The sequence below is a fragment of the Streptomyces sp. NBC_01384 genome (genome assembly GCF_045040035.1).
Taxonomy (GTDB): Bacteria; Actinomycetota; Actinomycetes; order Streptomycetales; family Streptomycetaceae; genus Streptomyces.
This window is the reverse complement of the sequence record NZ_CP109559.1, coordinates 2,215,211-2,237,597: the sequence shown is the minus strand read 5'-3', so window position 1 is coordinate 2,237,597 and position 22,387 is coordinate 2,215,211. Positions and strand designations below refer to the sequence as shown.

Genomic DNA, 22,387 nt, shown 5'->3' with positions numbered 1-22,387 from the left:
CGAGACGGTGCGTATCGCCTCGGCATTCCGTCCATGGTGACGTTGCACATAGCCCCGCTCGCCGCCGCGTTCCCCGCTCGCGCCGCCGGAGGCCTATGGGTCAGGCGGCCGATGGCCCTTGAGGTCATGTGTCAGAACCCCCGGTTGAGCATGACTTCTGAGGCCGAACGGTCCAGTAACCATCGGATTGATTTGAGCAACCCAAACCTTTCCTTATAATCGGAATCTACAGTTCCCTCACAGGAGGTTCCCGTGAACTCGGTCCTCGGACGTCGCCGGACCCGTATTCTGGCCGCCACCACCGCGACGGCCGGGCTGCTGCTCGTGGCCGGCTGCTCCTCGGGCGGTGGAGGGGGCAAGGGCACCGCCAACGGGGTTCCCGTGGTCCAGGCGGGGCAGCTCACGACCTGTACGCATCTCCCGTACCCGCCCTTCCAGTCGGAGATCGACGGCAAGGTGCAGGGTTTCGACGTGTCGCTGATCGACCTGGTCGCCAAGGACCTCGGCGTGAAGCAGGAGTTCGTCGACACGCCCTTCGAGAACTTCAAGACGGGCGCGTTCCTCAACTCCGGCCGGTGCGACCTCGCCGCGGCCGGCATGACGATCACCGAGGAGCGCAAGAAGAACGTCGACTTCTCCGACCCGTACTTCGACGCCACCCAGGCCGTCCTGGTCGACAAGAAGAGCGGCGTCAACTCCCTCGCCGACGTGAAGGCCAAGGGCAAGAAGCTCGGCTCCCAGGCGCAGACGACGGGCGAGGACTACGCGAAGAAGCAGGGCTTCGACCCGGTCTCCTTCGAGTCCTCCGACGCGGTCATCAACGGCCTGCGCTCCGGCCAGGTCCAGGCCGTCATCATCGACTACCCGGTCGTCCAGGGCTGGCTGAAGGACAAGGCCAACGCCGACGCCTTCAAGGTGGTGGACAACCTCAACACCGGTGAGCAGTACGGCTTCACGGTGAAGAAGGGCAACGCCAAGCTCCGTGACGCCATCAACAAGGCGATCAAGGGCGCGAAGGCCGACGGCACCTACAAGAAGCTCTACGAGAAGTGGATCGGCCCATACCCCGCGTCCGCGGCCGTCGCCTCCCCGTCCGCCTCATGAGCGGTGCCGACGGAACGGTCCAGCCCCGCAGGTCGGGCCTGACCCGACGCCAGAAGCGCGCGCTGTCGCGCGGTGTGCAGTACGTCGTCTTCGTCGCCGCCGTGATCGCCTTCGCGGTCACGGCCGACTGGGGACGGCTGCAGAACCAGTTCGCCCAGCCGGACCTGGCCAAGCAGCTCTTCCCGGACATCATCACGCTGGCCCTGAAGAACACCGTGCTCTACACGCTGTCCGGCTTCGCCGTCGGACTCGTTCTCGGCATGGTCATCGCGCTGATGCGGCTCTCGTCCGTCGGCCCCTACCGCTGGCTCGCCGGCATCTACATCGAGATCTTCCGCGGTCTGCCCGCCCTGCTGATCTTCATCTTCGTGGGCGTCGCCGTACCACTCGCCTTCCCGGGGACCGAGATTCCCGGCGGTACGTACGGCAAGGTGGCCCTCGCGCTCGGCCTGGTCTCCGCCGCGTACATGGCCGAGACGATCCGCGCGGGCATCCAGGCGGTACCGAAGGGACAGATGGAAGCGGCCCGTTCGCTGGGCTTCTCGCACGCCCGGGCCATGGTTTCGATCATCATCCCGCAGGCTTTCCGCATCGTGATCCCGCCGCTCACCAACGAACTCGTCCTCCTCTTCAAGGACTCCTCGCTGGTGCTGTTCCTCGGCGTCACGCTGGAGGAGCGCGAACTCGCCAAGTTCGGCCGCGACCTGGCGAGCGAGACCGCCAACTCCACGCCGATCCTGGTCGCGGGCCTGTGCTACCTGCTGGTCACCGTGCCGCTCGGCTTCGTCGTACGCCGCCTGGAGGCCAAGGCCGGGGAGGCCACCAAGTGACCAGTACTCCTGAGATCCATGTCCGGGACCTGCACAAGTCCTTCGGCGACAACGAAGTCCTGCGCGGTATCGACCTGGAGGTCGGGCAGGGCGAAGTCGTCTGCGTCATCGGCCCGTCCGGCTCCGGCAAGTCCACGCTGCTGCGCTGTGTGAACCTGCTCGAAGAGCCCACCAAGGGCCAGGTCCTCGTCGGCGGTACGGAGGTCACGCACCCCGACGTCGACATCGACGCCGTACGCCGCCGGATCGGCATGGTCTTCCAGCAGTTCAACCTCTTCCCGCACCTGTCGGTGACCGAGAACCTCATCCTGCCGCAGCGCCGGGTGCTGAAGCGGGACAAGGCGGAGGCTGCCCGGATCGCCGCCCAGAACCTCCAGCGCGTGGGCCTGTCCGAGAAGGCCGACGCCTACCCCTCCTCCCTCTCCGGCGGCCAGCAGCAGCGGGTCGCGATCGCCCGCGCACTGGCGATGGGCCCCGAGGTGATGCTCTTCGACGAGCCGACCTCGGCGCTCGACCCGGAGCTCGTGGGCGACGTACTCGCCGTCATGCGGATGCTCGCCGACGAGGGCATGACGATGATGGTCGTCACCCACGAGATGACGTTCGCCCGCGAGGTCGCCGACCGGGTCGTCTTCATGGACGGCGGAGTGATCGTCGAGGACGGCACCCCCGCGCAGGTCATCGGCAATCCACGGCACGAGCGGACGCGCCACTTCTTGTCCCGGCTGCTCGACCCGGCGATGGCGGACGTGGAGGAAGACGCCGAAAAGGGCCCGTAGCACCTCCCCGTTCGGCACGAATTAAGGTGCGGTGCATGAGCGATCGCGCGGTGCTGCACGTGAAGGGGCGGGTGCTCGTCGGGCCCGACGACGTCCGGGACGAACTGTGGGTCGTCGGCGGGAGGATCTCGTACGAGCGTCCCGCCGACGCCCGTGACATCCGTACCGTCGAGGGCTGGGCCCTCCCCGGTCTCGTCGACGCGCACTGTCACGTCGGGCTCGACGCGCACGGGCCCGTCTCCGACGACGTCTCCGAGAAGCAGGCGCTCACCGACCGCGAGGCCGGGACCCTCCTCATCCGGGACGCGGGCTCGCCCTCCGACACCCGTTGGATCGACGACCGCGCCGATCTCCCGAAGATCATCCGTGCGGGCCGCCACATCGCCCGCCCCCGCCGCTACATCCGCAACTTCGCCCACGAGATCGAGCCGGATGACCTGGTCGCGTACGTCGCCCAGGAAGCCCGCCGCGGCGACGGCTGGGTGAAACTGGTCGGCGACTGGATCGACCGCGGCACGGGCGACCTCGGCGCCTGCTGGCCGCGTGCGACCGTGGAGGCGGCGATCGCCGAAGCACACCGCCTGGGCGCGCGGGTGACCGCGCACTGTTTCGCGGAGGACTCGCTCCAGGACCTGGTCGAGGCGGGCATCGACTGTGTGGAGCACGCGACGGGGCTCACGGAGGACACCATCCCGCTGTTCGCCGCCCGCGGGGTCGCGATCGTCCCCACGCTCGTCAACATCGCCACCTTCCCGCGGCTCGCCGCCGGGGGAGAGTCGAAGTTCCCGCGTTGGTCGGCGCACATGCGGAGGCTGCACGAACGTCGCTACGACACCGTGCGCGCCGCCTACGACGCCGGAATCCCGGTCTATGTCGGCACCGACGCGGGCGGTTCACTGGCCCACGGGCTGGTCGCGGGCGAGGTCGCCGAGCTGGTGACCGCGGGCATCCCGCCGGTCGAGGCGTTGTCCGCGACGACCTGGGGCGCCCGGCGGTGGCTCGGGCGGCCGGGACTCGACGAGGGGGCGCCGGCGGACCTCGTGGTGTACGAGGGGGATCCGCGCGCGGACGTACGGGTGCTGGCGGCTCCGCGCCGGGTGGTGCTGAACGGTCGGATCGTCGGCTAGCCGACTCATCGCCCGTTTGCACGTCCGCGCGTCGGCCCGTCGGCCGCCGGGGGTTCGGGGGCGGGGCCCCTGGTGGGGTGGAAGGGGCGGAGCCCCTGGGGATGGGACGGGTAGGGGCGGCGGGGGCGAGGAAGTGCCTTGCCGCACCCTGCCGCACTCTCACCTCATCGCCCAGCCACCGTCATCGCCCGGTCCAACGCCTGCAGAAAACCGTTGACGGTGGCCCGGTCCCGTACGGCCAACCGGAGCCAATCCTCCCCCAGCCCCGGAAACGTGTCCCCCCGCCGCACCGCGAAACCGAGCCCCCGCAGCTGACGCCGTACGGCCGCCGCCCGAGGCAGACGTATCAGGACGAACGGACCCTCGGCGGGTTCCATGACCCGCAACCCGTCAGGTTCGAACTCCCGCAGCCCCGCCACCAGGTGGGCCCGATCCGCGGCAACCCGACGAGCCGCATGCGCCGCCTCCGCCAGCGCCCGCGACGACACACAGACCTCGGCCGCGGCGAGCGCGGGAGTGGACACCGGCCACAACGGCTGCGCCCGCTCCAACTCGGCAACGGTGTCGGGGGCAGCGAGGACGTACCCGATCCGCAGCCCCGCCAGCCCCCACGTCTTCGTGAGACTGCGCAGCACGACCAGCCCGGGGACGTCCGTCCGCCCGGCCAGCGCCTCCCGCTCACCCGGCACCGCGTCCATGAACGCCTCGTCGACCACCAACGTCCGCCCGGGCCGGGCGAGCGCGGCGATCGTGGCGGCCGGGTGCAGCACGGACGTCGGGTTCGTCGGATTCCCGATCACCACGAGGTCCGCGTCCTCGGGAACGGCCGCCGGGTCCAGCCGGAAGCCGTCCTCCTCGCGCAGCAGCACCCGGTCGACCGTATGGCCCGCGTCCCGCAACGCCGCCTCCGGCTCGGTGAACTGCGGGTGGACGACGACCGGCTGACGGACCTTCAGGCCGCGTGCGAGCAGTACGAAGGCCTCTGCGGCGCCCGCGGTGAGGAGCACCCGCTCCACGGGGAGCTCGTGCCGCGCCGCCACCGCGGCCCGCGCGGCCCGCCCGTCCGGGTAGGCCGCGAGCCCGTCCAGCGACGCGGCGACGTGCTCGCGCAACCACGTCGGCGGCGTGTCCGCACGGACGTTCACGGCGAGATCGGTGAGCGCCGAACCGTCGTCCCGCACCTCGGCGTCCCCGTGATGCCGCAGATCGTGCGCGTCGCCCCCGCGCGCGCCCTCAGTGCGCATGTGCGGGGCCGCCGTGGTGGTGCCCGTGCTGGTGCCCGCCATGGTGGTCGTCATCCGGGTGGAAGTGCGGCTGCTGGGGGAGCCCCACCTTGTCCTCGAAGCCGGGCAGCGCGATGCGGTAGACGCAGGAGTCGCAGTTCATCCGCAGGTCACCCTTGACGGCCTCCCGATACCGCTCCATGACCAGGTCGAGCAGCTCCGGCTCGGGGCCGATGACCTCGGCGGACCGCACCTCGACGTCGGGGTGCGCGGCCGCCCAGCCCTCGGTCTGCTGCCGCACCCGGTCGGGGAGGATGCCCGTGAAGAGGAAATAGGGAAGCACCACGATCCTGCGCGCGCCCAGTTTCACGCAGCGGTCCAGGCCCGACGGCACGTCCGGCGCCGCCAGCGACACGAACGCCGTCTCGACGCCCGCGTACCCGCGCCCCTCCCACAGCAGCCGGGCCGCCTTGTGCACCTCGGCGTTGGCGTCCGGGTCGGTGGAGCCGCGCCCGACGAGCAGCACGGTGACATCGGCACGGTCCTCGGGCGTACGGGCCGCGGAGCCGAGTGCCTCGTCCAGTCGCCGTTCGAGCACCGCCAGCAGCGACGGGTGCGGGCCCAGCGGGCGCCCGTACGTGTACGAGATCCCCGGGTGCCGCTCCTTCTCGCGGGCCAGCGCCGCCGGGATGTCCCCCTTGGCATGCCCGGCGGACACCAGCATCAGCGGGACGGCGGCGAACCGGCGTACGCCCTGCTCGACCAGTTCGGTCACGGCGTCACCCAGCGGCGGCGGGGAGAGCTCGATGAACCCGCCGGCGACGGGCAGTTCGGGGTGACGGTGTCCCACCTCCCGTACGAAGTCACGGAAGGCCTCGGCTCCGGCCTCGTCCCGGGTGCCGTGTCCGGCGATGAGCAGGGCGGGGGGCGGGGTGGTCACGAAAACTCCTTGGTCACGGGGTGGTACAGCAGGGCGTTGAGCGCGGCGGCGGCGACCGCCGAACCGCCCTTCTCGGACACGTTGCTGACAGCGGGCAGCCCGCTCTCGCGCAGCGCGGCCTTGGACTCGGCCGCGCCGACGAAACCGACGGGCAGACCGATGACGAGCGCCGGATCGGCGTCGAGCGTCAGCAACTCCTCCAGGGCGGTCGGCGCACAGCCGATCACCCACAGCGCGCCGGGGCCGACCTCCTCGTACGCGAGCCGGACGGCGTGCGCCGAACGGGTCAGCCCTGAGCCGGACTTGGCGTCCCTGAGGCGGCACACGGTGTCCCGGCGGGTGATGCCCGCCGCGACCATCTCCACGTCCACCACGACCGGCGCCCCGGCATGCAGCACCGCGTGCGCCTTCTCCAGGGCGCTCTCGTCGGTGACGAGGTCGCCCGCGTAGTCGAGGTCGGCCGCGGAGTGGATGACCCGCTCCACGACCGCGCGCGTCAGCGGCGGGAAGTGCGAGGTGTCCAGGCGAGCACGCAGCCGCCGGAAGGACTCCTGCTCGATGGGGTGCACGACCCGGTTCTCCGGGAACACCTGGCTCACTCGGCTCACTTGGGGTCCTCCTGCCAGCGGTAGCCGCGCGGTGTCACCATGCGCCCGGCGATCTCACGCGTCGCCGTGTTGCCCACGGTCACCACGGTCATCATGTCGACGATCGCCGGATCCAGGGACCCCAGCGACGTCACCCGGCTCGACTCGTCCGGCCGGGAGGCGTTGCGGACCACCCCGACCGGCGTCGTCGGCTCCCGGTGCTCGGCGAGAATCGCGAGCGCCTTCGGGAGCTGCCAGTCGCGGCCCCGGCTGCGCGGGTTGTAGAAGGTCACGACGATGTCGGCCTCCGCGGCGGCCCGCACCCGGCGCTCGATGACCTCCCAGGGAGTGTGGAGGTCGGAGAGGCTGATCGACACATGGTCGTGGCCCAGCGGCGCGCCCAGGATCGCCCCGGCCGCGAGCGCCGCGGTCACGCCCGGCACCCCGACCACGTCGATGTCGTCGGACGCCTCGGCCAGCGCGGGCGACGCCATCGCGTACACGCCCGCGTCGCCGCTGCCGATCAGCGCGACGGCCTGCCCGCGCCGCGCCTCGGCCACCGCCGTGCGCGCCCGCTCCTCCTCGGCGCCGAGCCCGGACTCCAGGATCCGGGTGCCGGGCCGCAGCAGATCGCGGATCTGGTCGACGTACTGGTCGAGCCCGACGAGCACGGACGCCCGCCGCAACTCCTCCTTCGCCCGCGGGGTGAGCAGGTCACGGGCGCCGGGCCCGAGCCCGACCACCGCGAGCCGCCCGCGCGCCACGCGACGCACGACGGCGCAGGTCGCCATCGCCGGCTGCCCGTCCGCACGCGTCGACTTCCGCTTGGGGACGAGGAGTTCACCCCCGCGTACGAGGGCGGCGGCCTCCGCCACGGACGGAGTGCCGACGGCGGTGAGCGGCGCGTCCGAGGGGTTCGGTACGTCCACCTTCGTCAACTCCTCGGCGGTGTACGTCACCACGGGCACCCCGAGCCGTTCGGCGGCCTCGACGATGCCGGGCTCCTCGGCCTTGGCGTCGACGGTGGCCAGCTCCGCGACGGACTTCGGGGACAGCCCGGCGTCCCGGAGGACGTCCTCGACGAGCCCGAGGATCTCCTCCACCGGGGCGCCCTTGGAGGCACCGACCCCCACCACGAGGGAGGGCGGCCGCAGCAGCACTTCGCGCTCGCCGGGCGGGGTGGCGCGGTCGGTGACACGAATGCCGTAGGTGCCCTCCTCCGCGACCGGCAGCGGCGGCAGCGGCCACGCCAACTCGGCCCGCAGGGCGACGGGTTCGCCGTCCAGCAGGGCGCGGGTGACCCCGGCGACCTCCCCCTCCACGGGGAACCCGAGCGTGTCCAGACCCGGCACCCCGACCGCGTCCGTCGCCGTCGTCACCACCGGCTCCGCCCCGAGCAACTCGCCGACCTCGCGGGCGAGTTCATTGGCGCCGCCCCCGTGGCCGCCGACGAGGGACACGGCGAACCGTCCGGCCTCGTCCACGCACACGACCCCCGGGTCGGACGTCTTGTCGCCCAGCAACGGCGCGACCAGCCGCACCACCGCCCCCGTGGCGAGGAAGCACACCAGCTGGTCGCACTCCGCGAAGGCCCGCCGCACGGCGTCCCCGAGGGACCCGCCGGACCCCTCGTACACCCTGGTGCGGGTGGGCCAGGCCGCGGCCAGCCGGTCACGGGCCGCCGCGCCCGCCGCCGTGGCGGAAATCAGGCCGATCACTGGAGGACTCCTTCGGTACGCGCCGGAGGCCGGACGCCCCACAGCAGAAAAACGGGGTTGGTGGCCGCGAGCCGGGTGACGTTCCCCGGCAGCGGCGCGAGCCGGGAGGACTGGAGCAGTACGCCGTCGCAGTCGAACCCGGCGGCGGTGAGCGCCTCCCGGGCCGCCGGCACCCGGTCGAGCGCGGCCATGGCGACGACGACGGCCCGCCGGGCCCGCCGTGCGCAGACGGTCACGATGGCGGGCAGCTCGCGCCCCCCGCCGCCGATGAAGACGGCATCCGGATCGTCCAGGTCGGACAGCACGGTGGGCGCGGCCCCGTGCACGACCCGGATGTCCACGCCGTGCGCCTCGGCGTTGGCGAGGATCCGGTCGCAGCCGTCCCGTGTCTTCTCGATCGCGGTGACGGCGGCTCCGAACCGTGCGCACTCGACGGCGACGGACCCGGAGCCCGCGCCGACGTCCCAGACCAGCTCGCCCAGGCGCGGCCCGAGCCGGGCCAGCGCCAGCGCCCGCACCTCGAACTTGCTGATCATCGAGTCGCGGTGGGCGAACTCGCTCTCGTCCAGGGCCCACCGGTCGGGTCCGGCCGGGGGACCGGCGACCGTCCGTACGGGGGTGAGGGCGCGTGACTCGTCGAGGCACAGGACGACACTCACCGCCGTACCCCAGTCGCGGGCCGCGGCCTCCGCCGGGCTGACCCGCTCCACGCGCTCGTGTGCGGGGTCGCCCAGGGAGCTCGCCACCACGAGGACACGCCCGTCGGAGCGATGGGCGAGGGCGGCGCCCAGTTCGGCGGGCCCGGAGCCGGGCCCGGTCAGCACCGCCACCTTCGGGTGCGAGCGGCAGACATGGACGGCCGTGCGCAGCGCGCGCCCGTGGGCGCTCACCACCACCGCGTCGTCCCAGGGCAGCCCGAGCCGCGCGAAGGCGGTCGCGACCGACGAGACACCGGGGCGCACATCCAGCCGCTGCGCCCCGAACCGCTCGGCCAGCGCCCGCACGATCCCGAAGAACCCTGGGTCACCGGAGGCGAGCACGACGACGCGCCGCTCCTTTTCCAGGCATCCCTCGATCGCGTCCAGCGCGGGCGCGAGCGGCCCCAGGACGATCCGCTCCACCGCGTCGGGCAGCCGCGCTGCCGCAAGGTGCCGTCGGGCGCCCACGACGAGTCCGGCCTCGGCCAGCGCGCCCGAGGCGTCCGCGGAAAGCGGCGCCCCTGTCCCCGTACCGAAGACGGTGATCACGAAGGACTGCCCTTGCGCGCCGCGCGCAGCTCGGCACGCGCCTGCGGATCGGCCTTGCGGAAGCCGTGGAAGTGACCGGGGTGGTAGAGGTGCGAGCGGGTGCCGCTGGCGTCGAGCGCCGGGCCGACCAGGAAGAGGGTGTGCTTCCAGAGCTTGTGCTCCTTGACGGTCTCCTCCAGCGTCTCGATCGTGCACTTCACGATCAGTTCCTCCGGCCAGGTCGCCTGGTAGGCGACCACGACCGGCGTGGACGTCGGATAGCCGCCCTCCAGCAGTTCCCGGACGAGCTGGCCACTGCGGGCGGCCGACAGGAACAGCGCCATGGTCGTCCCGTGCCGCGCGAACTCCCGTACCTCCTCCCCGGGCGGCATCGGCGTCTTGCCGCCGCCGAGCCGGGTGAGGATCACGGACTGCGCGACCTCGGGAATCGTCAGCTCGCGCTGGGCGAGCGCGGCCACGGCGGAGAAGGAGGAGACCCCGGGAACGATCTCGGTCTCGACGCCGATGTCCGCACACCGGTCGACCTGCTCCTGTGTACCGCCCCAGAGGGCGGGGTCGCCGGAGTGGATCCGGGCCACCTTCAACCCGTCCTTCGCGGCCCGCTCGTACACGGCGACGACGTCTTCGAGGGACATCGTCGCCGAATCGAGGACCTCCGCGCCCTCGCGCGCGTGCTCGAGGACCTCGGCCTGCACCAGGCTGGCCGCCCAGATCACGACGTCGGCCTCGGCGATGGCGCGCGCGGCGCGGAACGTCAGCAGGTCGGCGGCGCCGGGGCCTGCACCGACGAAGGTCACCTTGCCGGTGGGGGCATCGGCCATGGGTATCGGTCCTCTCCTACGAAAAACTCGGGTGCCGCGGAAAAGTCAGTGGGCGCGCGGTCGTGGCCGGACGTGCGCGAACGGGGTTTGATCGGATACCAAGGGCTTATGGCGGTCTTCGTCGCGCTCGGCGCGTTCCTGATGACGCTGGCCGGCGGCTGGACGGCACAGCGTGTGACCGACCGCCGCCACCTGGTGCTGGGCCTCGCGGGCGGGCTGATGCTCGGCGTGGTCGGCCTGGACCTGCTGCCGGAGGCGCTGCGCGCGGCGGGCGAGGAGATCTTCGGCGTACCGGCCGCGCTGCTGCTGTTCGTCGGCGGGTTTCTGCTGGCCCATCTGGTGGAGCGTCTGCTGGCCCACCGGCAGGCGGCACACGGCGGCGACGAGCACGACGGACGGGCGCCCGAGGTGGGCCTGACGGCCGCCGCGGCGATGGTCGGCCACAGCGCCATGGACGGCGTGGCGATCGGCGCCGCCTTCCAGGTCGGCGGCGGCATGGGCCTGGCGGTCGCGCTCGCGGTGATCGCCCACGACTTCGCGGACGGCTTCAACACGTACACGATCACGAGCCTGTACGGGAACGCGCGCCGCAAGGCGATCACGATGCTGTTCGCGGACGCGGCGGCCCCGGTGATCGGCGCCGCCTCGACCCTCTTCTTCACCATCCCGGAGCAACTGCTCGGCGGCTATCTCGGCCTCTTCGGCGGCGTACTCCTGTACCTCGCCGCCGCCGAGATCCTCCCCGAGGCGCACCACGAGCACCCGGCCCGCTCGACCCTGCTGTGCACGGTCGCGGGAGCGGGGTTCATCTGGCTGGTGGTGGGTCTCGCCGGAAGCGGGTGATTTTCTGAGCCTCACAGTTTGCCGCCGCGTTTGCCGTCGCGCCGGGCGGGCGCGATGAGGGTGGAGAGGTACGGCAGCGGCTCGCCGTCGAGGTCGGCCGCGGGCCGGATGGACTCGCCCTCCAGCCCGAGCGCGGACCCCCACACGGCGTCGTCGAGCCGCCCCGTCACCCGCAGCGCCTCCGCGACCTCGTGCGCCTGCCGCCCGAACTTGTACGCCACGACGGTCCCGGGCCCGTTGAGGGCGTCCTTGAGCACGGCGGCCCCGGCGGTCACGGGTACGAGGGTGAGCGGCTCGGTCCCTTCCGTGAGCACGGCCCCGGACCGCGCCGCCAGATCCTGCATGGCGGTGATACCGGGCACGGTCTCGACGGCCGTGCCGGGAACCAGCTCCCCGATGGTCTGCGCGAGATAGGTGAAGGTCGAGTACACGTTCGGATCGCCGATGGTCGCGAAGGCGACGGCAGTGTGCCGCCGGAGCAGCTCCGCGACCCGCGCGCCGGCGGCGTCCCAGGCGGCCTCGCGCCGCCCCCGGTCGGTCCGCTCGTTCAGCGCGAACACGACGCGGACGACCTTCTCCTCGGGCACGTAGTGCAGAACGGTCGCCTCGGCCCGCCCCCGCTCTCCCGTGTCCATGACCGGTACGACCACGACAGCGGCGGCGCGCAGCGCGTTGACGCCCTTGACGGTCACCAGCTCGGGGTCACCAGGCCCGACCCCGACTCCGATCAGCTTGCTGCTCATGACGTCAGGCACCTCTCCACGAACCGACGGGCGACACCGGGCTCGGACGCCCAGTGCGTATGCAGATAACTCGCGTGCACACCTTGTTGTACGAAACCTTCGACGCGCCGCTCGGGGGCGCGCACCCCCCAGGCGGGAGCCGCCCCGGCGCCGGGCTCCACCACGGTCCGGTGGAACTCGTGCCCCCGCATCCGCGTCCCGGCGACGGCGAGCGCACTGTCACTCACGGCCACGGCGTCCCGATATCCCAGGGTGAGCCGTTCACTCATCCGCGCCGAGGCGTCGAGCACCCCGCACATGGGCTGCCCGTCGAGCTCACGCGAGAGATACAGCAGCCCGGCACACTCGGCGGCGACGGGCGCCCCACTGAACGCCAGCTCGGCCACGGCCTTGCGGAGCGGCTCATTGGCGGACAGCTCGGGCGCGTACACCTCGGGGAACCCCCCACCGATGACCAGCCCGCCGACCCCGTCCGGCAGTTGCTCATCACGCAACGGATCGAAGGTGACGACCTCGGCCCCGGCGGCGGCGAGCAGTTCGGCGTGTTCGGCGTAGGAGAAGGTAAAGGCGGCTCCTCCGGCGACGGCAACCCTTCTCACCCCGGCCACGGCAACCCTTTGCGCCCCGGCCGGAGCTTGGTCTTTCAGCCCGTCCGGCGTTTGAGGACGAGGCTGTCCAGGCCGATGGCGGGGGTCTGAGGGCACAGCCCCCAGGGTTGGGACGGGAAGGGGCGGCGGGGGCGAAGAAACAACAGCCTCAGCCGCATCCCAAGCCCCACCCGACAACTCACCCGCACTACGCGCCAACCCCAGCAACGCCTCCAGATCGCACCCCCGCCGAACCTGCTCGGCCAGCGCGGCCACCGCCTCCACCGCCTCCGCCCGCCGCTCGGCGACAGGCACCAGCCCCAGATGCCGTGAGGGCGTATCCACCTGCGCGGCCCGCCGCAGACACCCCAGCACAGGCACCCCGGAGGCATCGAGAGCCTCCCGCAGCATCCCCTCATGCCGCTCGGACCCCACCTTGTTCAGGATCACCCCCGCAACCCGCACCTCGGGATCCCAGGAAGCGAACCCGTGCACCAGGGCGGCCACAGACCGGGACTGCGACGACGCGTCGACGACCAGCACCACAGGCGCCCGCAGCAACTTCGCCACCTGCGCCGTGGACGCGAGCTCCCCCTCCCCGGCGGCCCCGTCGTACAGCCCCATCACACCCTCGACGACCGCGAGATCGCACCCGCGCGCCCCGTGCGCGAACAACGGCGCGATCAACTCCGCACCGCACAGATACGCGTCGAGATTCCGCCCCACCCGCCCGGTCGCGAGCGCGTGGTACCCGGGGTCGATGTAGTCGGGCCCCACCTTGTGCGGGGACACGGCGAGCCCCCGCGAGGCGAAGGCCGCCATCAACCCCGTGGCAACGGTGGTCTTGCCGCTCCCCGAAGAGGGCGCGGCGATGACCAGCCGAGGGACGGACGTCACCACTCGATGCCCCTCTGCCCCTTCTGGCCGGCGTCCATCGGATGCTTGACCTTGGACATGTCCGTCACAAGATCCGCGAACTCGACGAGCTTCTCGGGAGCGTTGCGCCCGGTGATCACGACATGCTGGGTCCCGGGCCGGTCCCGCAGCACGGCCACCACCTCGTCGACGTCCACCCACCCCCAGTGCATCGGGTACGCGAACTCATCCAGGACATACAGCTTGTACGTCTCGGCGGCGAGATCCCGCTTGACCTGCTCCCAGCCCTCGCGGGCCTTCTCCTCGTTGTCCATCTGGGAGTCGCGCTGGACCCAGGACCAGCCCTCGCCCATCTTGTGCCAGTCGACGGACCCGCCCTCGCCGGACGCCCCCAGCACGCGCAGCGCGTTCTCTTCCCCGACCTTCCACTTCGCCGACTTGACGAACTGGAACACCCCGATCGGCCACCCCTGATTCCAGGCGCGCAGCGCGAGCCCGAAGGCGGCGGTGGACTTGCCCTTCCCGACCCCGGTATGCACCACGACCAGCGGCCGGTTCCGACGCTGGCGAGTCGTCAGTCCGTCGTCCGGTACGACACTCGGCTGCCCCTGCGGCATTACGCGGCCCTCCTCGAAGTCCCCTGCACATCCCTGACCAGACCGGCGATCGCGTCGGCCCGCAGTTCGTCCAACGTCACCGCGGTACCGCCCAGTTCACCCGCGAGCCGCCCCGCGAGCCCGAGCCGCACGGGCCCCGCCTCGCAGTCGACGACCACGGAGGCGACCCCGTCGGCCGCGAACAGCCGCGCGGCCCGTTCGGCGAGCGCGACGGGCTCAGGCCCACCGGTGGCCCGTCCGTCGGTCACCACGACGACCAACGGCCGCCGCGCCGCATCCCGCAGCCGCTCGACCCGCAGCACGTCGTGCGCCCGGAGCAGCCCCGCCGCGAGTGGCGTCCGGCCACCCGTGGGCAGCGACTCCAGCCGGGCCGCCGCGGCGTCCACGGACGAGGTGGGCGGCAACGCGACCTCGGCGTCCTTCCCCCGGAAGGTCACCAGCCCCACCTTGTCCCGCCGCTGATACGCGTCGAGCAGCAGTGACAGCACCGCCCCCTTGACGGCACTCATCCGCTGCCGCGCCGCCATCGACCCGGAGGCGTCGACCACGAACAGCACGAGATTGGATTCGTGACCTTCTCGCACCGCTTGCCTGAGGTCGTCACGACGCAGGAGAAGTCCAGATCCGGTGCGGCCCCGTGCCCGCTGATGCGGCGCCGCCGCCTGCACGGTCGCCGCTAGGTGCAGCTTGGTGAGCGCCCCCCGGGGTCGCCGCGACCCGGTGGTCCGCCCATGCTCGGTCCGCGCCCGCGAACGCCGCCCGGCGGCCCCCTCGCCGAGCCCCGGCACGCTCAGCACCTTGGTACGAAAGGGTTCGGCGGCCCGTACGGGGGACTGCTCGCCGGCGCCCTGTGCGGCCGGCGCCTGCCCGTCGTCCGAGGGCTCGCCCTGCGCCGGGACGTCACCGGCGGGGGAGTCGCCCTCCGGCCCGTCCTGAGGCGGCTGCCCGCCCCCACCGGGCCCGTCCGGATCAGGATCGTCGTCGCCGCTGCCGTCCTGCTCCCCGAACTCCTCCAGCGTCTCGTCGAGCTTGTCCTCGTCGAGTCCCGGCGCGTCGAAGGGATTCCGCCGCCGCCGATGCGGCAGCGCGAGCAGCGCCGCCTGCCGTACGTCCTCCGCGAGCACCTCGGTGCGCCCCGCCCACGCGGCGAGCGCGGTCGCGGTCCGGGCCATCACGATGTCGGCCCGCATGCCGTCGACTTCGAAAGCGGCACATGTAGCCGCGATCTGCCGCAGCGCCCCGTCGCCGAGCAGCACGGACGGCAACAGCTCGCGCGCCGCCACGATCCGGGCCCGTACGGCGGACTCCTCGTCGGCCCAGCGCTCCGCGAAACCCGTCGGATCGTCGTCGTAGGCGAGCCTGCGCCGCACGACCTCCACCCGCTGATCGGGCTCCCGCGAGGCCGCGACCTCGACGGTCAGACCGAAACGGTCGAGCAACTGCGGCCGCAGCTCGCCCTCCTCGGGGTTCATGGTCCCGACGAGCAGGAACCGGGCCGCGTGCCGTACGGAGACGCCCTCGCGCTCGACGTACGAGGCACCCATGGCAGCGGCGTCCAGCAGCAGATCGACCAGGTGATCGTGGAGGAGGTTGACCTCGTCGACGTACAGGATCCCGCGGTGCGCCTGCGCCAAGAGGCCCGGCTCGAAGGTCTTCACGCCCTCCGCGAGCGCCCGCTCGATGTCGAGCGCGCCCACGAGCCGGTCCTCGGAGGCACCGACCGGCAGCTCGACCAGGCGGGCCGGTCGGGTCTCGAAGGCGCCCGGCTCGTGCGGCCCGTCCGGGCAGGCGGGGTCGGGGGAGCTGGGGTCGCACGAGAACCGGCATCCGACGACCACGTCCAGCGTGGGCATGAGCGCCGAAAGCGCCCGCACGGCCGTCGACTTGGCGGTGCCCTTCTCACCGCGCACGAGGACTCCGCCAACTTTGGCGCTCACCGCATTGAGGAGCAGCGCCAAGCGCAGGTCGTCCTGGCCGACGATGGCGGTGAACGGGTAGGGCGTGCTCACGGGGTGATCACTCCTTCGGGTGACTCATGCCAGTGCGGCACGAGCATCGAGTGCCGACCTGGCAGGGTCACCATGTGCTCCCCGCCGACGCGGGGGTGGTCCGTAGTCGTCGGCTTCGACGAGGTCCTGTTCACATTGCTCCCCGCCGGAGCGGGGGTTTTGGGGGCGCTCATTCGTCCCCCTCCAGATCGCCCTCAAGCTCGAGGTAGGTCGCCCGGAGCCGGTCCAGGGTCTCCTGTTCCGGCTCCGCCCACAGCCCGCGGTCGGCTGCCTCGAGCAAGCGTTCGGTGATGCCCCTCAAAGCCCACGGATTGGACTTCCGCATGAAGTCCTGGTTCTCCGGCGAGAACACGTACTCCGCCGCGAGCTTCTCGTACATCCAGTCGTCGACCACGCCCGCCGTGGCGTCGTACCCGAAGAGGTAGTCGACGGTCGCCGCCATCTCGAAAGCACCCTTGTAGCCATGCCGCCTCATGGCGCTCATCCAGCGCGGGTTGACGACCCGCGCACGGAACACCCGGTGCGTCTCCTCGCCCAACGTGCGCGTCTTCACCTGGTCCGGTGTCGCCGAATCACCCACGTACGCCTCGGGGTTGGCCCCTGTCAGGTGCCGGACCATGGCGACCATGCCGCCGTGATACTGGAAATAATCGTCTGCGTCGTGGATGTCGTGCTCGCGTGTGTCGACGTTCTTCGCCGCCACCGCGATCCGCTTGAACGCCGTCTCCATGTCCCCCCGCGCCGCCCGCCCGTCGAGGCCGCGCCCGTAGGCGTAGCCGCCCCAGACGGCGTACACCTCGGCGAGGTCGGCGTCGGACCGCCAGTTCCGCGCGTCGATCAACGGCAGCAGCCCCGCGCCGTACGCCCCCGGCTTTGAGCCGAAGATACGGGCCGTCGCGCGGCGTCGGTCGCCGTGCTCGGCGGTGTCCTCGTCGGCGTGCGCGCGGACGTAGTTGCGGTCGGCGGGCTCGTCCAGCTCGGCCACAGCCCGTACCGCGTCGTCGATGAGACCGACGACGTGCGGGAAGGCGTCCCGGAAGAAGCCCGAGATACGGACCGTGACGTCGATGCGCGGCCGGCCCAGCTCCTCCAGACCCACCACCTCGAAACCGGTCACGCGGCGCGAGGCGTCGTCCCAGACCGGGCGGCAGCCGAGCAGCGCGAGGATCTCCGCGATGTCGTCGCCCTGGGTGCGCATCGCGGACGTGCCCCAGACCGTCAGACCGACGGACTTCGGGTACGCGCCGGTGTCCTGCAGATACCGCTGCACCAGGGAGTCGGCGAGCGACTGCCCGACCTCCCAGCTCAGCCTGGACGGGATCGCCTTGGGGTCGACGGAGTAGAAGTTGCGGCCGGTCGGCAGCACGTTCACGAGCCCGCGCGTGGGCGAACCCGACGGGCCCGCCGGGACGTAACCGCCGTCCAGGGCGCGCAGGATGTGGGTGATCTCGTCCGTGGTCCGGGCCAGGCGCGGCACGACCTCACGGCAGGCGAACTCCAGCACCGCGATTGCGTCGGGGAGTTCGACGCCCAGGACCTCCCGTACGAGAGCGGTGCTCTCGGACGTCACCCAGCCGCGCTCCTCCATGCCCTCCGCCATCCGGCGGCACAGTTGCTCCAGCAGGTCGATCGCGTCGGCCCCGGTCCGCGCCGGGCCCTCGACGAGGTCCGTCAGCTCGACCGGCGCCTTCACCGGCGCGCCCGGCTCGGCGAGCAGCTCCTTCTCGACCAGGCCGAAGTACTCGGCGAGGCAGGCCCGCAGCCCCGGCAGGGCGTTCGCCGTACCGCCCCACACCTGCGAGGCGCGCAGCACGGCCAGCACGAGGTTCACCCGCGGCTCGGCCTCCGGCCCGCCGCCGAGGATGTGCAGCCCGTCCCGGATCTGCACGTCCTTGATTTCGCACAGATAGCCGTCGATGTGCATGACGAACTCGTCGAACGCGTCCTCGTCCGGCTGGTCGTCCACATGCAGGTCGTGATGGAGTTCCGCAGCTCGCACCAGCGTCCAGATCTGGCTGCGCACGGCCGGCGCCTTGGTCGGGTCCAGGTCGGAGACCAGCGCGTACTCGTCGAGGAGCTGCTCCAGCTTCGCCAGATCGCCGTACGTGTCCGCGCGTGCCATCGGCGGTACGAGGTGGTCGACGACCGTGGCGTGGCCGCGCCGCTTGGCCTGGGTGCCCTCGCCGGGGTCGTTGACGATGAAGGGGTAGATCAGCGGGAGTTCGCCGAGGACGGCGTCCGGCGCGCAGCCGCCGCTGAGCCCGAGCCCCTTGCCCGGCAGCCACTCCATCGTGCCGTGCTTGCCCATGTGCACGATGGCGTCGGCGCCGAAGCCGCCCTCTGATGTCGCAGCCTCCAGCCACCGGTAGGCGGCCATGTAGTGGTGCGACGGGGGCATGTCCGGGTCGTGGTAGATCGCGATCGGGTTCTCGCCGAAGCCGCGCGGCGGCTGGATCATCACGACGACGTTCCCGAACCGGAGGGACGCCAGGACGATGTCGTCGCCGTCCACATACAGGCTGCCCGGCGGCTCGCCCCACGCCTCCAGCATCCCGTTGCGCAGTTCGGGGTCGAGCTTGTCGAACCAGGCCCGGTAGTCGGCGAGCGGCACGCGCGCGGGGGCGGCGGCGAGCTGCTCCTCGGTGAGCCATTCGACGTCGTGGCCACCGGCGTTGATGAGCCGGTGGATCAACTCGTCGCCGTTGTCGGGATGCCCTTCCACGGCGTACCCGGCGTCCCGCAGCGCGTCGAGCACCCGTACCGCCGACGCGGGCGTGTCCAGGCCGACCGCGTTGCCGACCCGCGAGTGCTTGGTCGGATAGGCGGTGAAGACGAGCGCGAGCTTCTTGTCCGCGTTCGGCTTGTGCTTCAGCCGGGCGTGCCGTACGGCGATCCCGGCGACGCGGGCGGCCCGCTCGGGGTCCGCGACGTACACCGGGACATCGTCAGGACCCTGCTCCTTGAAGGAGAAGGGGACCGTGATGAGGCGGCCGTCGAACTCCGGGATCGCGACCTGCATCGCCGCGTCCATGGGGGAGAGGGCGGCGTCCGACGCGTCCCAGGCACTCCTGGACGAGGTCAGGCAGAGTCCTTGCAGCACAGGGACATTCAGGTCGGCGAGCGCGCCGATGTCCCAGGCCTCCTCGTCGCCGCCGGCCGACGCCTGCGAGGCGTGCGTGCCGCCCGCCGCGAGCACGGTGGCGACCAGCGCGTCCGTCTTGCCGAGGATCTCGTACAGGCCCGCGTCCGCGCCGCGCAGCGAACCGCAGTACACGCCAAGGGCGTTGGCCCCCCGCGCCTCGATCGCGTCGCACAGCGTGTCGACGAAGGCGGTGTTGCCGGACAGTTGGTGCGCCCGGTAGAAGAGCACGCCGACGGTCGGGCGGCCCTCGATGAACGCGCGCTCGCCGTGGATGCCGTACTCCGGCATCTTCCGCGGCTCCTCGAAGCCCTCACCCGTGAGCAGCACGGTGTCGGAGAGGAACCGGGCCAGTTCGGCGAGGTTGTCCGGGCCGCCCTCGACGAGGTAGCGCAGCGCCTCGGCGACGACACCGGCGGGCACCGACGACTCGGCCATCAGCTCGGCGTCGGGCACGGACTCCCCGCCGAGCAGCACGGTGGGGATGCCCGAGGCCCTCAGCTTGTTCAGGCCTTCCTCCCAGGCGCGCTTGCCGCCCAGGAGCCGTACGACGGCGATGTCCACGCCCTCGACGAGGGACGGCAGTTCGCCCTCGACATCCACCCGGGTCGGGTTGCCGATCCGGTAGGGGGCGCCGGAGGCCCGGGCCGCCAGCAGATCGGTGTCGGCGGTCGACAACAACAACACTGTGCTCATGCGGGCGCTCCCGGTGGAATGAAAGGCAGTCCTTGCGGCGCGCCCGACTCGATGAGCCGCCACAGCGCGTCCGTGTCCGCGTGTTCCTCGATCAGATCGCCGAGCCGGTCGAGCTGCTCCTCGCGCAGCGCCGCGAACGACGTGTCGGCGGCCGGCACGAAGCGACGGCCCGCGGCGGCCGCCACCTCGCGCAGGAAGGCACGCCGGAATCCGTCCGACTCCAGCGAGCCGTGCCAGTGCGTGCCCCAGACGGCACCGACCCGGCACCCGTCCAAACTGTGTCCATTGCCATCGGAGATGAACGCGTCGCCGCCCGTGACATCGGCGACGCCGTGGTGGATCTCGTACCCCTCGACGTACTCGCCGAGTGCCTCCCCGACGGGCCGGGTGAGGGTCTTCTCGCGCGCGAACCGCACCCGTACGGGGAGGAGTCCGAGCCCCTCGACATACCCCGCTCGCGATTCGACCTCGTCCTCGATGTGCTCGCCGAGGATCTGGAAGCCACCGCAGATGCCCAGCACGGGCCGCCCCTCGGCCGCCCTGCGCTCGATGGCGTCCGTGAGGCCGCGCGTCCGCAGCCACTCCAGCGCCTTCACCGTCCCCCGGGTTCCGGGGACGACGACGAGGTCGGCGTCGGCCAGTTCCTCGGCGCGGTCCACGAACCGCACGACGACACCCGGCTCGGCGGCCAGCGCGTCCACGTCCGTGAAGTTGGACATGAGCGGGATCGCGCAGACGGCGACCCGCAGCACGTCCTCGCCGACGAGGGCGGTCACTCGGGACTCCCGGACCGCTCCCCGCAACGACACCCGCAGCCCGTCCTCCTCGTCGATGCCGAGGCCGTGCTGGAAGGGCAGGACGCCGTACGTCCGCCGCCCGGTGAGGCCGTGGAGCATGTCGAGTCCCGGCTCCAGCAGGGAGACATCCCCCCTGAACTTGTTGACGAGGAATCCGGCGACGAACTCCTGGTCCTCGCGCGACAGCAGCGCGACCGTCCCGAAGAACGAGGCGAACACACCCCCGCGGTCGATGTCGCCGACGACGAGCACGGGCAGCCGCGCATTGCGCGCGATCCCCATGTTCACGATGTCGGTCCGCCGCAGATTGATCTCGGCAGGACTGCCGGCCCCCTCACAGATCACCGCGTCATACGTGCCCCGCAACTCGGCGAGGCAGTCCAGGACGGTGGTGAGGAGGGCTTCCTGCCGCCCCCCGTGGTAGCCGCGCGCGGTCATCTCACCCACGGGCTTGCCCATGAGCACGACCTGACTGCTGCGGTCGCTGCCCGGCTTGAGCAGTACGGGGTTCATGAGCGCGGTCGGCTCCACGCGGGCGGCCTGCGCCTGCATGGCCTGCGCCCGCCCGATCTCGGCGCCCTCGCGTGTCACGAACGAGTTCAGGGACATGTTCTGCGCCTTGAAGGGCGCGACCTTGACGCCCTGCCGCACCAGCCACCGGCAGATCCCGGCGGTCACGACGCTCTTGCCGGCGTCGGAGGTGGTGCCGGCGACGAGCAGACCGCCGCTCATGACGTACGCCCCTTCCTGAGAAGCCTCTTTGTCATCAGCCGTCCGGCGGCACTCACGCCGAGCGCGAGCCAGCTCACGCGCCGCGACAGCCGTACGGCCCGTTCGATGTCGTCGACGTGGACGGCGCGCCCGGCACCATTGAGCACCGGCCGGTGCTCGACCCGCCCGCCGTAGGCGAGGGTCCCGCCGAGGCGTACCCCGAGCGCCCCCGCGAACGAGGCCTCCACGGGCCCGGCGTTGGGACTCGGGTGCTTGCCCGCGTCGGCGCGCCAGGCTCGTAGCGCCCCCCGAGGACTGTCACCCGCGAGGGCGGCGAGCACGGCGGTGAGGCGTGCCCCAGGCCACCCGGCGACGTCGTCGAGCCGCGCGGAGGCCCACCCGTACCGCCGGTACTTGGGGGACTTGTGCCCGACCATCGCGTCGAGCGTGTTCACGGCACGGAAGGCGACCAGCCCGGGCACTCCCCCCACGGCCCCCCACACCAACGCACCCACCACCGCGTCGGAGGTGTTCTCGGCGACGGACTCGACGACGGCGCGCGCGATTCCAGCGGCGTCGAGGGCCTGGGGATCCCGCCCGCACAGATGCGGCAGCCGCTCCCGGGCCGTCTCGGTCTCCCCGTCGGCGAGGGCGTCACCGATCGCCCGGGCCTCCCGCCCGAGGGTGGTGCCCCCGACGACGGTCCAGGTGGCGGCGGCGGTCAGCGCGACGGAAGCGGTGCGGGAGGGACGTACGGCTCGGGAAGCGACGGCGGCGAGCCCGGCGGCACCGCCCACACACACGGCGGTGTGCAGTGCGCCCCACCCACGGTGGTCCCGCCACAGCACCCGCTCCACGGTTCCCGCGGCCCGCCCGAACGCGGCGACCGGATGCCCCCGGTGGGGATCGCCGAGCAGCAGATCGCCGAGGAGCCCGGCGGCGGCGCCGTACGCGAAGACGCGATCGGCACGCACCGGGTCAGCCGACCGTCAG

General features: G+C 72.1%; 18 protein-coding genes. 5 read left to right on the top strand and 13 right to left on the bottom strand.

Annotation, left to right across the window (positions count from 1 at the left end):
• The first annotated feature begins 252 nt into the window (after positions 1-252).
• Genes OG747_RS10025 through OG747_RS10010 form a run of 4 tightly spaced genes read left to right on the top strand, consistent with a single transcriptional unit; the run spans position 253 to position 3,840 of the window.
• Positions 253-1,104 carry a transporter substrate-binding domain-containing protein gene (locus tag OG747_RS10025; protein WP_405878937.1) on the top strand — a complete coding sequence of 284 codons (852 nt, stop codon included), beginning with the start codon at positions 253-255 and terminating at the stop codon, positions 1,102-1,104.
• Positions 1,101-1,934, top strand: coding sequence for an amino acid ABC transporter permease (locus tag OG747_RS10020; RefSeq protein ID WP_405878936.1), 834 nt, complete (start codon positions 1,101-1,103; stop codon positions 1,932-1,934). Before OG747_RS10025 ends, OG747_RS10020 begins: the two co-directional genes overlap by 4 nt.
• The gene (locus tag OG747_RS10015; protein WP_405878935.1) at positions 1,931-2,713 is read left to right on the top strand and encodes an amino acid ABC transporter ATP-binding protein; all 783 of its coding nucleotides are present in this window, start codon (positions 1,931-1,933) and stop codon (positions 2,711-2,713) included. Before OG747_RS10020 ends, OG747_RS10015 begins: the two co-directional genes overlap by 4 nt.
• A gap of 35 nt (positions 2,714-2,748) precedes the next feature.
• Positions 2,749-3,840, top strand: coding sequence for an amidohydrolase family protein (locus tag OG747_RS10010; RefSeq protein WP_405878934.1), 1,092 nt, complete (start codon positions 2,749-2,751; stop codon positions 3,838-3,840).
• Positions 3,841-4,004: 164 nt separating this feature from the next.
• On the opposite strand, the gene cobC is transcribed toward OG747_RS10010, so the two are convergent.
• From cobC to cobM, 6 genes are read right to left on the bottom strand one after another with little or no spacing between them, the layout of a single operon-like run.
• Positions 4,005-5,084 (bottom strand): Rv2231c family pyridoxal phosphate-dependent protein CobC, encoded by a 1,080-nt coding sequence (gene cobC, locus OG747_RS10005; protein ID WP_405885497.1) that lies wholly within the window; start codon positions 5,082-5,084, stop codon positions 4,005-4,007.
• Complete coding sequence (locus OG747_RS10000; protein WP_405878933.1) at positions 5,074-6,003, bottom strand: sirohydrochlorin chelatase; 930 nt, start codon at positions 6,001-6,003, stop codon at positions 5,074-5,076. Before OG747_RS10000 ends, cobC begins: the two co-directional genes overlap by 11 nt.
• The gene (locus OG747_RS09995) at positions 6,000-6,602 is read right to left on the bottom strand and encodes a precorrin-8X methylmutase (RefSeq protein ID WP_405885496.1); all 603 of its coding nucleotides are present in this window, start codon (positions 6,600-6,602) and stop codon (positions 6,000-6,002) included. The genes OG747_RS10000 and OG747_RS09995 overlap by 4 nt, the downstream gene beginning before the upstream one ends.
• 5 nt (positions 6,603-6,607) lie before the next feature.
• On the bottom strand, positions 6,608-8,308 hold the full coding sequence (gene cobJ, locus OG747_RS09990; RefSeq protein WP_405878932.1) for a precorrin-3B C(17)-methyltransferase: 1,701 nt from the start codon (positions 8,306-8,308) through the stop codon (positions 6,608-6,610).
• Positions 8,305-9,555: a precorrin-6y C5,15-methyltransferase (decarboxylating) subunit CbiE gene (gene cbiE / locus OG747_RS09985; protein WP_405878931.1), complete on the bottom strand. Its 1,251-nt coding sequence runs from the start codon at positions 9,553-9,555 to the stop codon at positions 8,305-8,307. Before cbiE ends, cobJ begins: the two co-directional genes overlap by 4 nt.
• Positions 9,552-10,376, bottom strand: a complete 825-nt coding sequence (gene cobM / locus OG747_RS09980) for a precorrin-4 C(11)-methyltransferase (RefSeq protein ID WP_405878930.1) — start codon at positions 10,374-10,376, stop codon at positions 9,552-9,554. Before cobM ends, cbiE begins: the two co-directional genes overlap by 4 nt.
• Before the next feature lie 108 nt (positions 10,377-10,484).
• On the opposite strand from cobM, the gene OG747_RS09975 reads away from it, so the two are divergent.
• Complete coding sequence (locus tag OG747_RS09975; protein WP_405878929.1) at positions 10,485-11,219, top strand: ZIP family metal transporter; 735 nt, start codon at positions 10,485-10,487, stop codon at positions 11,217-11,219.
• Between the two features lie 11 nt (positions 11,220-11,230).
• On the opposite strand, the gene cobI is transcribed toward OG747_RS09975, so the two are convergent.
• The 7 genes from cobI to OG747_RS09940 all read right to left on the bottom strand — a co-directional run bounded on the left by cobI (position 11,231) and on the right by OG747_RS09940 (position 22,368).
• Positions 11,231-11,962, bottom strand: a complete 732-nt coding sequence (gene cobI / locus OG747_RS09970; RefSeq protein ID WP_405878928.1) for a precorrin-2 C(20)-methyltransferase — start codon at positions 11,960-11,962, stop codon at positions 11,231-11,233.
• Positions 11,959-13,449: a cobyrinate a,c-diamide synthase gene (locus OG747_RS09965; protein WP_405878927.1), complete on the bottom strand. Its 1,491-nt coding sequence runs from the start codon at positions 13,447-13,449 to the stop codon at positions 11,959-11,961. The genes cobI and OG747_RS09965 overlap by 4 nt, the downstream gene beginning before the upstream one ends.
• Positions 13,443-14,042 (bottom strand): cob(I)yrinic acid a,c-diamide adenosyltransferase, encoded by a 600-nt coding sequence (gene cobO, locus OG747_RS09960; protein WP_405878926.1) that lies wholly within the window; start codon positions 14,040-14,042, stop codon positions 13,443-13,445. Before cobO ends, OG747_RS09965 begins: the two co-directional genes overlap by 7 nt.
• Positions 14,042-16,051 carry a putative cobaltochelatase gene (locus tag OG747_RS09955; protein ID WP_405878925.1) on the bottom strand — a complete coding sequence of 670 codons (2,010 nt, stop codon included), beginning with the start codon at positions 16,049-16,051 and terminating at the stop codon, positions 14,042-14,044. The genes cobO and OG747_RS09955 overlap by 1 nt, the downstream gene beginning before the upstream one ends.
• Before the next feature lie 169 nt (positions 16,052-16,220).
• Positions 16,221-19,886 (bottom strand): cobaltochelatase subunit CobN, encoded by a 3,666-nt coding sequence (cobN, locus tag OG747_RS09950; protein WP_405878924.1) that lies wholly within the window; start codon positions 19,884-19,886, stop codon positions 16,221-16,223.
• Positions 19,883-21,415 (bottom strand): cobyric acid synthase, encoded by a 1,533-nt coding sequence (locus OG747_RS09945; RefSeq protein ID WP_405878923.1) that lies wholly within the window; start codon positions 21,413-21,415, stop codon positions 19,883-19,885. Before OG747_RS09945 ends, cobN begins: the two co-directional genes overlap by 4 nt.
• Positions 21,412-22,368, bottom strand: coding sequence for a cobalamin biosynthesis protein (locus tag OG747_RS09940; protein ID WP_405878922.1), 957 nt, complete (start codon positions 22,366-22,368; stop codon positions 21,412-21,414). The genes OG747_RS09945 and OG747_RS09940 overlap by 4 nt, the downstream gene beginning before the upstream one ends.
• Between the last annotated feature and the right edge of the window lie 19 nt (positions 22,369-22,387).